This is a genomic window from Amycolatopsis sp. FDAARGOS 1241 (assembly GCF_016889705.1).
Lineage (GTDB): Bacteria > Actinomycetota > Actinomycetes > Mycobacteriales > Pseudonocardiaceae > Amycolatopsis.
In genome coordinates, this window is the sequence record NZ_CP069526.1 from 6,717,475 (window position 1) to 6,730,432 (window position 12,958).

The 12,958-nt window shown below is 71.3% G+C and carries 10 protein-coding genes and 2 pseudogenes; 3 read left to right on the forward strand and 9 right to left on the reverse strand.

The window, feature by feature from the left end:
- Window position 1: 1 nt before the first annotated feature.
- The 6 genes and pseudogenes from I6J71_RS32845 to I6J71_RS32870 all read right to left on the reverse strand — a co-directional run.
- Window positions 2-1,033, reverse strand: a complete 1,032-nt coding sequence (locus I6J71_RS32845) for an MlaD family protein (RefSeq protein ID WP_204090394.1) — start codon at window positions 1,031-1,033, stop codon at window positions 2-4.
- Window positions 1,030-2,067: an MCE family protein gene (locus tag I6J71_RS32850; RefSeq protein ID WP_204090395.1), complete on the reverse strand. Its 1,038-nt coding sequence runs from the start codon at window positions 2,065-2,067 to the stop codon at window positions 1,030-1,032. The genes I6J71_RS32845 and I6J71_RS32850 overlap by 4 nt, the downstream gene beginning before the upstream one ends.
- Window positions 2,064-3,449, reverse strand: a complete 1,386-nt coding sequence (locus tag I6J71_RS32855; RefSeq protein WP_204090396.1) for an MCE family protein — start codon at window positions 3,447-3,449, stop codon at window positions 2,064-2,066. Before I6J71_RS32855 ends, I6J71_RS32850 begins: the two co-directional genes overlap by 4 nt.
- On the reverse strand, window positions 3,446-4,306 hold the full coding sequence (locus I6J71_RS32860; RefSeq protein WP_204090397.1) for an ABC transporter permease: 861 nt from the start codon (window positions 4,304-4,306) through the stop codon (window positions 3,446-3,448). Before I6J71_RS32860 ends, I6J71_RS32855 begins: the two co-directional genes overlap by 4 nt.
- A 1-nt stretch (window position 4,307) precedes the next feature.
- Window positions 4,308-5,102 (reverse strand): ABC transporter permease, encoded by a 795-nt coding sequence (locus I6J71_RS32865; RefSeq protein WP_204090398.1) that lies wholly within the window; start codon window positions 5,100-5,102, stop codon window positions 4,308-4,310.
- A 156-nt stretch (window positions 5,103-5,258) separates the two neighbouring features.
- Window positions 5,259-5,572, reverse strand: a pseudogene (locus I6J71_RS32870) (SDR family oxidoreductase); the annotation flags it as partial.
- 2 nt (window positions 5,573-5,574) lie between these two features.
- Between I6J71_RS32870 and I6J71_RS32875 the strand changes: the two are divergent.
- A pseudogene (locus tag I6J71_RS32875) lies at window positions 5,575-6,016 on the forward strand (acyl-CoA dehydrogenase family protein); the annotation flags it as partial.
- Between the two features lie 94 nt (window positions 6,017-6,110).
- On the opposite strand, the gene I6J71_RS32880 reads toward I6J71_RS32875, so the two are convergent.
- The 3 genes from I6J71_RS32880 to I6J71_RS32890 are packed head-to-tail and all read right to left on the reverse strand — an operon-like array spanning window position 6,111 to window position 10,876.
- Complete coding sequence (locus tag I6J71_RS32880) at window positions 6,111-8,813, reverse strand: bifunctional GNAT family N-acetyltransferase/acetate--CoA ligase family protein (protein ID WP_204090399.1); 2,703 nt, start codon at window positions 8,811-8,813, stop codon at window positions 6,111-6,113.
- 1 nt (window position 8,814) lies between these two features.
- Window positions 8,815-9,987 (reverse strand): acetoin utilization protein AcuC, encoded by a 1,173-nt coding sequence (locus tag I6J71_RS32885; protein ID WP_204090400.1) that lies wholly within the window; start codon window positions 9,985-9,987, stop codon window positions 8,815-8,817.
- Window positions 9,988-10,036: 49 nt separating this feature from the next.
- Complete coding sequence (locus I6J71_RS32890; RefSeq protein ID WP_204090401.1) at window positions 10,037-10,876, reverse strand: sulfurtransferase; 840 nt, start codon at window positions 10,874-10,876, stop codon at window positions 10,037-10,039.
- A gap of 110 nt (window positions 10,877-10,986) precedes the next feature.
- Between I6J71_RS32890 and I6J71_RS32895 the strand changes: the two genes are divergently transcribed.
- Together I6J71_RS32895 and galK are read left to right on the forward strand one after the other, a co-directional pair.
- Window positions 10,987-11,715 (forward strand): metal-dependent transcriptional regulator, encoded by a 729-nt coding sequence (locus I6J71_RS32895; RefSeq protein ID WP_304503249.1) that lies wholly within the window; start codon window positions 10,987-10,989, stop codon window positions 11,713-11,715.
- A complete protein-coding gene (gene galK / locus I6J71_RS32900) occupies window positions 11,712-12,893 on the forward strand; it encodes a galactokinase (RefSeq protein ID WP_204090403.1) in 1,182 nt (393 codons plus the stop codon). The genes I6J71_RS32895 and galK overlap by 4 nt, the downstream gene beginning before the upstream one ends.
- Window positions 12,894-12,958: the final 65 nt, after the last annotated feature.

A 12,958-nucleotide genomic window follows, 5' to 3' on the forward strand; every position in this document is an offset into this window, starting at 1 on the left:
GTCACCGGCCACCCACCCCCTGGTTCGGCGCCGCGATCGGCGGGGTGCAGCCCGCGGGGTTGATCGACAACCCGCCCGCGGTGATCGTCGGCGGCAGCAGGCCGCACAGGTAACCCTCGAACCAGCGGCCGTTGCCCGTCGCGTTGGCGCCGACGCGTGCGAACGGCGCCATGAGCGCGAGGCCGCGGTCGAGGTTGCTCTGGTTGCGCTGCAGCACGTCGGTCACCTTCCCCAGCGCGTCGAGCGTCGGCTTCAGCTGCGTGCGGTTGTCGGCGACGAGGCCCGAGAGCTGCTGGGAGAGCTGCTGCGTGCCCTTCAGCAGCGCCGCGATCTGCTCGCGCCGGTTCTGCAGCTCGGTCAGCAGCAGGTCGCCGTCGCTGATCACCTGCTGCAGCTGGGTGTTGCGATCGGACAGCGTCTTCGAGATCGCGCTCGTGTTGGCCAGGAGCGTGTGCAGGTCGGCGTCGCGCGAGGACACCGTCTTCGACAGCGCGGACAGGCCCGAGAGCGTGTCCTTCAGGTATTGCGGGCTGCCCGACAGCGAATCGGACAACGCGGTGAAGCTGTCGGCGAGCTGCTTCGTGTCGATGTCGCCGACGGTCGTGGACAGCTGGTCGAACGCGTCCTGCAGCTGGAACGGCGTGCGCGTGCGCTTCAGGGGGATGGTGTCGCCGGGGCTCTGTGTGCCGGCCCCCTTCGGGTCGAGCGCGAGGTACTTCTCCCCCAGCAGCGTCTTGATCTCGATCGACGCGGTCGACGCGTCGCCGACGCGCACGCCCTTCACGCGGAACTTCACCAGCACCTGCTTGTGCGCCAGCTCCACCGACGTCACCTGCCCCACCTTCACGCCGGCGACCTCCACCTCGTTGTCCGGCGCGAGCCCGGCGGCTTCGCCGAAGTAGGCGGAATACGTGGTGCCGTTGCCGAACAGCGGGATGTCGTCGGAGAAGTAGGCGACGGCGGTCACGAGCAGGATCAGCACGAGCGTCACCGCACCGACCGACGCCTGGTTGTGTTCTTTGAGGGGTTTCACGGGCCACACCTCGGCGCGCGCTGCGTCGCGGGCAACGGCACGATCGGCAGCGTCACGTCGAGCGATGAAATCCCGACGGTGCCTTCGATCCCGCACAAGTAATAGTTGAACCAGCTGCCGTAGCTCAGGGTCCGCGTGAACTTTTCCAGGTTGCCCGGCAGCACCTGCAGCAGGTGGTCGAGCAGCTGGTCGGAGTCCGCGAGGTTGTCCGACAGCGTGCCGAGCTGCTTGACGTCGTCGCGCACCGCGGGCCGGGCGTCGGCCAGCAGGCCGGACGTCGCGTCCGTCAGTTCGCCCAGCGCGCCCACCGCGTCGCCGATCGGCCTGCGCTGCTCGGCCAGCCCGCTCACGAGCCGCTGCGTCTGGTCGATCAGGTCACCCAGCTGCGGCCCGCGCGCGTTGACGGTGGTCAGGACCTGGTTGAGGTTGTCGATGACCTGCCCGATCACCTGGTCCTTGCCGGCGATCGACGTGGTGATCGACGCCGTGTGCGCGAGCAGGCTCGTAATCGTGCCGCCCTCACCCTGGAAGACCTGGATGATCTCGGCCGAGAGCTGGTTGACCTCCTTCGGGTCCAGCGCCTGGAACAGCGGTTTGAACCCGTTGAACAGCACGGTGAGGTTGAGCGCGGGCTTCGTGCGCTCGGGCGGGATCGTCGCGCCGTGCGAGAGCGTGCCGCCGCCGGTCACGTCGGTGCCGAGCGCGAGGTAACGCTGGCCGACGAGGTTGCGGTACTTGATGGTCGCGGTGGTCAGGGCGGGCAGCTTGTACTGCGCGTCGACGGCGAACCGCACCTCGGCGAAATTCCGGTCGCCCTGCTGAACGGCGATGGAGTCGACCTGCCCGACCTTCACGCCCGAAATGCGCACGTCGTCACCCGCCTGCAGGCCCGACGCGTCGGTGAACTTCGCGGCGAACCCTGCCGTGGTACCGAAGTTCGTGTTCGCGATCGTGGTGGCGAGAATTCCGGTGAGCAGCACCGTGACCGCGGCGAACACGAGGATCTTCACCAGTGCGGGGACGAACGACCTCACTTGAGCTCCACCTCCGTCCCGCGGTAGAGCGGCCCGACGAGCAGGCTCGCCCAGTCCGGCACCTGGTCCGGGGTCGTGCCCAGCGCGGGCGAGACGAGCAGGTCGATGAGCTGCTGCTCGTCCGTCGACCCGATCACCGACGGCGCACCACCGGATTCGCCGCCGCCCCCGGCGACACCGTTCTTCGCGATGGTGCTCGACGTGATCGCGCCGGACGTGATCTCACCAGGCAGCGACTCGGGCGGGTTGTGCGGCGGCACGGGCTTCGTCGAACCGTCCTTCACGGCGCCGTCGGGCGGGTACTGCGGCCAGTACCCGGGTTTGGGCACCTGCGGGTAGCAGCGCGGGCCGCGCTTGTCGTCGTACTTCGGCTCGTCGACGCCGGGCAGGTACTTGCCGCGGCCGGCGGTGAACTCGATCGTCACGCGGCTCACCTCGGGGTGCGCGGTGCCCTTGCCGAACGCGAGTTCCGCCTCCGGCACGGAGCCGGCGAGCTGTTTGAGCAGGCACGGGTACTCGGGTGCGTACTTCGCGAGCACGTCGAGCGTCGGCTGCACGGCCGTGGTGAGGCGGATCAGGTTGTCCTTGTTCACGTCCAGGAAGCTCGTGAGGTCCGCGGACGCGGCGGACACCGAGGCGTACACATCGGACAGTCCCTGGCGCTTCGCGACGATGGTCTGGCTCGTGGTCGTCAGGTCCGCGAGGGCGTCGAGCAGATCCGGTGCAGCCTTGTCGTACGTGGCGGAAACGCCGGCCAGTCCCGTGATGTCGGCCTTGAGGTCCGGCAGCGACGGGTTCAGCTTGCCGAGGTAGTCCGACAGCTGCGCGAGCGTCTGGCCGAGCCGCTTGCCGTGCCCGTCGAGTGCGGTCGACACTGCGCTCAGCGTGCTCGACAGCTTTTCCGGCTGCACGGCCTGCAGCAGCGGCAGCACGTCGTCGAGCACCTGCTCCAGCTCGATCGCCGTGCTGCTGCGGTCCTGCGGGATCACGTCGCCGGCTTCGATGTGCCGCGCGGGGCTCGCGGGCAGCTGCAATGCGACGTACCGCTCACCGAAGAGCGTCTTGGGCAGCAGCCGGGCCGAAACGTTGCTCGGGATCTCGCCGATCTTGTCCGGTTGCAGCGCGAGTTCGAGCTCCGCGTGGTCACCCTTCGCCATGACCGCGCGGATCTCGCCCACGAGCAGGCCGCGCACCTTCACGTCACCGCCCGTGCGCAGCTGGCTGCCGACGTGGTCGGTTTCGAGCGTCACGAGCGTGACGGGGGTGAACACCTTCTTGTAGATCGCGATCGTCGTCGTGAAGAACAGGGCCGCGACGACGAGGAAGATCAGCCCCAGCACCTGGTACCGGAGCCGCTTCAGCAGTTCGCGCCGTGTGCTCATCCCGAGATCCGCACCGTCGTGTTGGCGCCCCAGATCGCGAGGCTCAGGAAGAAGTCGAGCACCGAGATCAGCACGATCGACGTGCGCACCGCGCGGCCCACCGCGACCCCGACGCCGGCCGGGCCGCCGTCGGCCGTGTAGCCGTAATAACAATGCGAAAGGATCACGAGCACGCTGAACACGAGCACCTTCGCGAACGACCACAACACGTCCTCGGGCGGGAGGAACAGCGTGAAGTAGTGGTCGTAGGTGCCGGCCGACTGGCCGTAGAGCCAGATCGTGATCTGGCGCGACGCGAGGTAGGACGAGAGCAGGCCGACCGCGTACAGCGGGATCACCGCGGTGACGCCGGCGAGCACGCGGGCGGTCACGAGGTAGGGCATGCTCGGCACGGCCATCACCTCGAGCGCGTCGATCTCCTCGGAGATCCGCATCGCGCCGAGCTGCGCGGTGAAGCCGCAGCCGACCGTCGCCGAGAGCGCGAGCCCGGCCGAGAGCGGCGCGACCTCCCGCGTGTTGAAGTAGGCGGAGATGAAGCCGGTGAGCGCGGCGGTGCCGAGCTGGTTGAGCGCCGAGTAACCCTGCAGGCCGACGATGAGCCCGGTGAAGAGGGTCATCCCGATCATCACGCCCAGCGTCCCGCCGATCACCGCGAGCCCGCCCGTGCCGAAGCAGACCTCGGTCAGCAGGCGCGTGGTCTCGCGGCCGTAGCGGCGGACCGTGCGCGGCGACCACGCGAGCGCGCGGCCGTAGAACGACAGCTGGCGCCCGAGGCCCTCCAGGCTCGCGCCCGGACGCGCGATGATCTCGAGCGTCCGGTCGGACAGCGCCGGGGCGTCGATCGGTTCGGCCGTCACGTCAGAGCGCCTTCGGCGGCACGATCTTGAGGTAGATCGCGGTGAGCACGACGTTGATGAGGAACAGCAGCAGGAACGTGATCACCACGGCCTGGTTCACCGCGTCGCCCACGCCTTTCGGCCCGCCCGCGGGGTTCAGCCCGCGGAACGCGGCGACGACCCCGGCGACGAAACCGTAGAGGAGCGCCTTGATCTCGCTGATCCACAGGTCCGGCACCTGCGCCAGGGCGTTGAAGCTCGCCAAGTACGCACCCGGCGTGCCGCCCTGCAGCACGACGTTGAAGAAGTAGCCGCCGAGCACCCCGACCACGCTGACCAGGCCGTTGAGCAGCACCGACACGACGATCGCCGCCAGCACCCGCGGCACCACGATGCGCTGCACCGGGTTGACGCCGAGCACTTCCATCGCGTCGATCTCCTCGCGGATCTTGCGCGCGCCGATGTCAGCGCAGACGGCGCTGCCGCCCGCACCGGCCACGAGCAGCGCCGTGATCAGCGGGCTGGCCTGCTGCACGATGGCGAGCGCGCTGGCGGCGCCGGTGAACGACTGCGCGCCGATCTGCGTGGTCAGCGACCCCAGCTGAAGCGCGATCACGGCCCCGAAGGGGATGGCCACCAAAGCGGTCGGCAAGATCGTGACACTCGCGAAGAACCAGCACTGCTGGATCCACTCGCGGAACTGGAACGGACGCCGGAAGATCGCCCGCAGCACCTCCCAGGACAGCGTGGCGAGCCGGCCGACCTGGGTCAGCGCCGCGGTGCCCGGGAGGGTGATCGAGCCGGTTTCGCCCACCACACCTCCCAGTAGTCACCCCCGAGTGTTGTCCATACCTCCCGCCCGATTTCCGTTAGCGGTGTTCACCAGTCGCTCTCAGTCGTGTTGATCACAGCTTCTTGAACACTTCCTCCACGCCCCACCGCCACTCTCAACGGAGGAGCGTCGCTCCGCTGTTCACACTTTCAACGCATGCGCAGCCGTCGCTCCCCATCAGCGACGAACTCACTCCCGGTGCAGTGCCAGCTCTCGTCACTCGCGAGGAACACCAGCAGCGGCGCGATCTCGTCGGCCCGGCTCACGCGCCCGAGCGCCACCTTCTTGCCGACCCACGACACGTCGACGTCGGCCCCGGCGACTTCGGACACCACCTTCGTGCCGATCATGCCCGGGCGGACGGAGTTGACCCGCATGCTGCGTGCGCCCAGCTCCAGCGCGGCGACCTTGGTCATCCCGCGGATCGCGAACTCGCTCGCGGTGTAGGCGACGAGGCGGTGACCTCGCCCGGGTGCTACGGCTGCGCGGCGCGCTCGGGTTGGGCGCGCAGCAGCTGGGCATCGTCGAAAGGGCGCTCGAACCGACGGCGGCGTACACGTGTGAGCGCGAGCAGTTCGGCCACGCGATCGGCGCGGTCCAGGCCGTGCGCCGGCGGCAGGCCGACGCCTACGTCGACGTCGAAGCGGTCCGGCTCGCGCTGTGGTAGACGGCGCGGCGGCTCTCGGCAGGGGCGTGCCCGCCGGCGCCGAGGTGGCGACGGCGAAGTACTGGGCTGCCGAATCCGGCCGCCGCGTCGCGCACACCGCGTGCACCTGCACGGCGGCGTCGGTATCGACGTCGAGTACCCGGTGCACCGCTACTTCGCGGCGGCCAAGCGCCCGGAGTTCACCGGCGGCGGCGCGACCGCGCAGCTGCCGGCCCTGGGCGGGCTGCCGGCGGAAGCCGACCCGGCACAGCTCGATCCGGCAGCGCCCCATCCCGCAGCGCCCCATCCCGCAGCGCCCGATCCGGCAGCGCCCTCTCCGCGAACGCTCAGTCCGACGGAGTGATGTGCCGCAGCCGCCGCGGCCCGGTGTCCGGCCGCGTCGGGGTCGGGCCGAGGACCAAACGCGCGTTGGCGACGAACGCGCCGTCGGGCGAAGCGAGGATCGGGTCGAGCGCGAGCGACCGGACCTCCGGGTTGTCCTCGGCCAGCGCGGCCACGCGCAGCACCATGTCCTGCAGCGCCGCCAGGTCCGCCGGTTCGTCGCCGCGGTAGCCGGTGAGCAGCGGCGACGTGCGCGGCTCGCGGATGAGCGTGGCGGCGTCGACGTCGGTCACCGGGATGGCGCGGTAGGCGCGGTCGCCCAGCAGCGTGCTGACCAACCCCGAGAGCCCGAACGACACGAGCGTGCCGAACGACGGGTCGTCCTGCAGCCCGATCACGCACGAGATCCCCTTGGGCGCCATTCGCTGCACGTACAGCTCGTTGTCACCGGAGACCTCGCACAGGTCGCGGTAGGCCACGCGGACGGAGTCCGCGGACGTGAGGTCGAGCCGCACGCCGGCGAGGTCCGGGCGGCCGCGCAGTCGCTCGTCGACAGCCTTGAGCGTGACCGGGTAACCGAGCTCCGCGGCGGCCGTCACCGCTTCGTCCACATCGGACACCACGCGGAACGGCACGACGTCCACGCCGTAGCAGCCGAGCAGTCGCACCACATCGTCGTCCGACAGCATCGTGGAGTGGCCGTCGGCGGCGAGCAGCTCGCGCACGATCTGCTGCGCCTTCTCCACGTGCAGCCCGGCCGGGCGCACGAGCGAGCCCTGTGGCCGCTGGCGCCAGGCCGAGTAGCGCACGACGCGGGCCAGCGCGTTCACCGCGCGCTCGGGGCTGGGGTACGACGGAATGGAACCCCGCGTGGGGACGCCGAAATCGGTGAGCACCGCGAGTTCGTCGGGCACGCCTTCGGCCGCGAGGAACGTCGAGACGACGGGCTTCGTCCGCTTCTGCTCGAGCACAGCCTGTTTCAGCGCCCGCGCGTAGGCGGTGCCGGGGATCGTGATCGGCGGCGCGAACACGGCGATCAGCGCGTCGACCTCGGCCGAATCCAGGGCGTCGCGCACCGCTTCGGCGAACGCGGCGGGCCCGGCCTGCGGGCCGATGTCCACGGGATCGAAGGCGACGTGCAGGCCCTGCGCGCGGGCGGTGTCGGCGGCGAGCAGGCCGATCGCGCTGGAGTTGCCGACGATCGCGATACGCGGCCCGGCCGGCAGCGGCTGGTGCGCGAACACCAGCGCCGTGTCGAAGAGCTGCGCGAGCGACTCCACGCGCACGACCCCGGCCTGTTCGAACAGCGCCTGCACGCTCGCCTCGTCGACTTCCGCCGACGTCGCGGCCAGCTGCGGGCGCACCGCGTGCCGGCCGGACTTCACCGCGACGATCGGCTTGCTGCGCGCGAGCCGCCGCGCGAGGCGGGCGAACTTGCGCGGGTTGCCGAAGGACTCGAGGTAGAGCAGCACCAGATCCGTTTCGGGGTCGGTTTCCCAGTACTGCAGCAAGTCGTTGCCCGACACGTCGGCGCGGTTGCCGGCGGAGACGAACGTCGAGAGGCCGAGCCCGCGCGAACCGGCGTCGGCGAGGATCGCGGTGCCCAGTGCACCCGACTGGCAGAAGAACCCGGTGTGTCCGCGCTTGGGCAGCCGCGGCGCGAGCGTCGCGTTGAGCCGGACACCGGGCGCGGTGTTGAGGACGCCGAGCGCGTTCGGGCCCACCACGCGCATGCCGTGCGCCCGGGCCTCGCCGACGAGCCGCAGTTCGGCGTGCAGGCCGAGCGGTCCGGATTCGGCGAAGCCGCCCGACACGATCACCAGTGTCTTCACGCCCTTGGCGAGACAGGCGTCGAGCACGGATTCCACGACCTCGGCGGGCACGGCCACCACCGCGAGGTCGACCGGGTCCGGGATGTCGAGCACGGACGCGTACGCGCGGACGCCGCGCACGGAGCGGTGCTCGGGGTTGACCGGGTAGACGGTGCCGGCGAAATCGGCGGCCAGCATGTTCGCGAAGGCCACGTGCCCGACCTTCGTGGGATCGGCCGACGCGCCGATCACCGCGACCGAGCGCGGGTGCAGCAGGTTGTGCACGCTGCGCGCCTCGGCGGCCTGCTCACGCGAGCGCGCGACGGCGAGCGACTCCTCCGTCGGGTCGATGTCGAACTCCAGGTGCAGCACGCCTTCCTCGATGGCGCGGCTCACCTGGTAACCGGCGTCGCGGAACACACGGACCATGGCGGCGTTCTCGGCGAGGACCTCCGCGACGAACCGGCGCAGCCCGCTCTCCGACGCCGCGGCGGCCAGGTGCTCCAGCAGGATCGAGCCGAGCCCGCGGCCCTGGTGCTTGTCGTCGACCACGAACGCGACCTCGGCCGACGGCCCGCCGTCGAGCCGCTCGTAACGCCCGACGGCCACGATGTCGTCGCCCAGCAAAGCCACGAACGCGACCCGGTCGTGGTGGTCCACAGTGGAGAACCGTTCGAGGTCGCGCGGCGGGATGCGCGGGTAGGCGCCGAAATAGCGCAGATACCGGGTGCGCTCCGAAAGGCGGCTGTGGAACGCGACGAGGTTGTCGGCGTCCGACGGCACGATGGGCCTCAGGTGCACGGTGCCGCCGTCGGAGAGGACGACGTCGGCTTCCCAGTCGCGGGGATAGTCGTAGGGGTCGCGCCGGCCCTTTCCTTCGTCGGGGTCTTCGGACATGTCAGTCCCTCGGGTCGTCCGGATCGAGGCCGTGGAGGGGGAAGACGGCGCGGCGGGTGTCGCGGATCGTGACGTCCACCGGTTCGTCGGCTTCGTCGCCCCACGGTTTGAACGCGGTGTCGCGCTCGTCGGTCATGGCGCGCGGGAGCTCGGCGGTCGGCGCGACCTTCGTGATCGAGGAGACCCAGCCGGGCGGCAGGGCCGTCTCGGGCGCGACGTCGCGATCGAGCACCGTGGCAATCAGGTGCGTCCACGAGCGCGGGACCACGCGGATCAGCTGGTAACCGCCCCCGCCGACCGCGAGCCAGCGCCCGTCGGCGTAGGTCTCCGCGAGATCGCGCATGGTCTCGTAGATCGTGCGGTGCCCGTCGACCGAAAGCGACAGGTCGGCCAGCGGGTCCTCCTCGTGCGAGTCGACTCCGCACTGCGTCACCAGGATCTGCGGCTCGAACTCCGCCAGCAGCGACGGCACCACCGCGTGGAACGCCCGCAGCCACCCGGGGTCCTTCGTCTGCGGCGGCAGCGGGATGTTCACGGACGTGCCTGCCGCCTTGCCCGTGCCGATCTCGGCCGCGTAACCCGTGCCGGGCCACAGCGTGAACGGGTGCTGGTGCAGCGAAACCGTGAGCACTCGCGGGTCGTCGTAGAACGCCTTCTGGACGCCGTCGCCGTGGTGGACGTCGGTGTCGAGGTAGGCGATGCGGTCGAAGCCGTGGTCGAGCAGCCAGGAGATCGCGACAGCGCAGTCGTTGTACACGCAGAAGCCGGACGCGTGGTCGCGCATCGCGTGGTGCAGCCCGCCCGCGATGTTGACGGCGCGCTTGACCTCCCCGTCCGCGATCTTGCGCGCCGCGAGCAGCGTCGACCCGACCACGAGCGCCGAGGCCTCGTGCATCCCGGCGAACACGGGGTTGTCCGCCGTGCCCAGCCCGTGCCCGACGTCCCACCCGACGAGCGGCGCTTCCTTCACCGCCGCCAGGTATTCGGGCGCGTGGATCCGCAGCAGCTCCTCGTCGCCGGCCGCGGTGGGCACGAGCAGCTCGACGCCTTGCAGCACCCCGAGTTCGGTGGCCAGCCGCACCGTGAGCTCCAGCCGGACGGGGTTGAAGGGGTGCTCGCCCCCGAGGTCGTACCCCAGCAGCGCGGCATCCCAGAGGACAGCAGGCGAGGACATGTACCGCACTGTACTGGCCGGACGGGCTCACAGCCCGGTTCGCGACAGCTCAGCCGCGCTCCGGGCCGGTGGCGGCGGGGCGCTCGGGGTCGCGGGACCAGTGCGACCACGAACCCGCGTAGAGCGCGGCCGGTGCCGGGTGGCCGGCGATCTCGAGGGCGAGGACCACCGAAGACGCCGTGACACCGGAGCCGCAGTAGGCACCGACGGGGGTGTCCGCGGTCAGGCCGAGATCCGCGAAGCGGGCGGCGAGGTCGGCCGGCGCGCGCCAGCGGCCGTCGGGCCCGGCGTGGTCCGACGACGGCGCACTCACGGCGCCCGGGATGTGCCCCGCGCGCGGATCGACGGGTTCGGTCTCGCCGGTGTAGCGGGCGTGGGCCCGGGCGTCGAAGAGCATCCCTTCGCGGGCGCGGGCGGCGGCTTCGTCGGCGGTGAGCACCGGCATGCCGCCGGGGCGGACCTCGAGGTCGCCGGGCTCGGGTGCCGGCACGTCGGCGGTGACCTCGCGGCCTTCGGCGAGCCACGCTGCGTAACCGCCGTCCAGGACCGCCACGTCGGCGTGCCCGGCCCACCGCAGCAGCCACCAGGCGCGGGCGGCGACGGAGCCGTCGGCGTCGTCGTACACGACCACCGGCCGGTCGGCGCGCACCCCGGCTTTCCGCAGCTCACGCTGTAGATCCGCGGAGGCGGGCAAGGGGTGCCGGCCACCCTCGCCCGGCGGGGCCGCGAGCGCCGTGTCGAGGTCGACGAACACCGCTCCAGGCACGTGGCCTTCGCGGTAGGAGTCGGCTCCGGGCGGCCCGGCCAGGCGCCAGCGCACGTCCAGCACGACGGGTCGCTCGGCGTCGGGAAGGGCGGCGAACTCGGCAGGCGTGATCAACGGTCCCATGGCCCCCATCCTGCAGGTCCGCGCGCCCGGAGCACACCGGGGCCGGACTTTTCAGGGCGGGTGGCTTGTTATGTCGCCGCGTGCCGTCGGTGCCGGGGCCAACGACTACGATGAGCAACGCGGACGAAGGGGACAGCGTGAACGATCTCATCGACACCACCGAGATGTACTTGCGTACGATCTACGAGCTCGAAGAAGAGGGTGTCGTCCCGCTGCGGGCCCGGATCGCGGAGCGCCTGCAGCAGAGCGGGCCCACCGTGAGCCAGACCGTGGCCAGGATGGAGCGCGACGGGCTGGTCGTGGTGGCCGACGACCGGCACTTGCAGCTGACCGACCACGGCCGGGAGCTCGCGATCGCCGTCATGCGCAAGCACCGTCTCGCCGAGCGCCTCCTCGTCGACGTCATCGGGCTCGAGTGGGAGCACGTGCACACCGAGGCGTGCCGCTGGGAGCATGTGATGAGCGAGGCCGTCGAGCGCAAGCTGGTGAAGCTGCTCGACCACCCGACCACCTCGCCGTACGGCAACCCGATCCCGGGCCTCGACAAGCTCGGCGACGGCGACCCGGCCCCGCCCGCGGAGTCCGATCTCGTCCGGCTCGACGAGTTCGCCCGCACCGGCGGCGGCGACGTCGTGATCCGCCGCATCGCCGAGCACGTGCAGCTCGACGAATCGCTGCTCACCGAGCTCAAGTCCGTCGGCATCGTGCCCGGCGGCCGCGTCACCGTGGGCAAGGCCAACGGCGGCACCGTCACCATCGAGATCACCGGCGGCGAGACCAGCTCCACCGCGCAGGTCTCCACCTCGGCACTGCACGCCGTGCTGGCGCAGGCTCGGTGAGCCCCGCCGGCGACGCGGCCAGGGCGTTCCAGGAGATCCACGGCCGGGCCCCGGCCGGGGTCTGGTCGGCTCCGGGCCGGGTGAACCTGATCGGTGAGCACACCGACTACAACGACGGTTTCGTCCTGCCCTTCGCGCTCCCCCACCGCCTCGCGGTGGCGGCGTCGCGGCGCGAAGACGGCAAGCTCAACGTCGCCACCCTCGGCGACGACGGGCAGCTGCAGTACTCGGACCTCCTCGACATCGCGTCCCTCGCCCCGGGTTCGGTGCAGGGCTGGGCCGCGTACCCCGCGGGCGTGGCGTGGGTGCTGCGCGACCACGGCTACTCCGCCGGCGCCGACCTCGTGATCGCCGGTGACGTGCCATCGGGCGCGGGCCTGTCCTCGTCGCACGCGCTCGAGTGCGCCGTGTCGCTGGCCCTGCTCGGGCTCGCCGGCGTCGAACTCGATGACGGCAACCCCGCCACCCCGGCCCGGCCACAGATCGCGCGCTGGGTGCAGCGCTCCGAGAACGACTTCGTCGGCGCCCCCACCGGCCTGCTCGACCAGACCGCGTCGCTGTGCTGCCGCGAGGCGTGCGTGCTCTTCCTCGACGTCCGCTCCGGCGAGATGGAGCAGGTGCCCTTCCCGCTGGCGGAGGCCGGCGCCCGCGTGCTGATCATCGACACGCGCACCAAGCACTCCCACGCTGAAGGCGGCTACGGCGAACGCCGGCGCGGCACCGAGCGCGCCGCCGAGCTCCTCGGCGTGAAGGCGCTGCGCGACGTCACCCTCGACGGTCTGCCCGCCGCCCTCGCCCAGCTGCCCGACGACCTCGCGCCGCTCGTGCGCCACGTGGTCACCGAGAACCAGCGCGTGCTCGACGTGGTGGCCCTGCTGCACCAGGGCAAGCTGACCGAGATCGGCCCCCACCTCGACGCCTCCCATGCCTCGATGCGCGACGACTACCGCATCTCCACCGCCGAGCTCGACCTCGCCGTCGACTCCGCCCGCACCGCGGGCGCCCTCGGTGCCCGGATGACCGGCGGCGGCTTCGGCGGTTCGGCCATCGCCCTGGTTCGCGAGGCGGACCTCGAGCGCATCCGCGCGGCCGTCGAGGAAGCCTTCGAGCACGCCGGCCTCCGCCGTCCCCGCACCTTCACCGCCGTCCCCTCCCGCGGTGCCGCCCGCGACGTCTGACCGCACTCCGCACTTCGATCACCACTGCCCCGAGGCCTCCCGTCTTGGGGGCAGTGGTGTGCCCG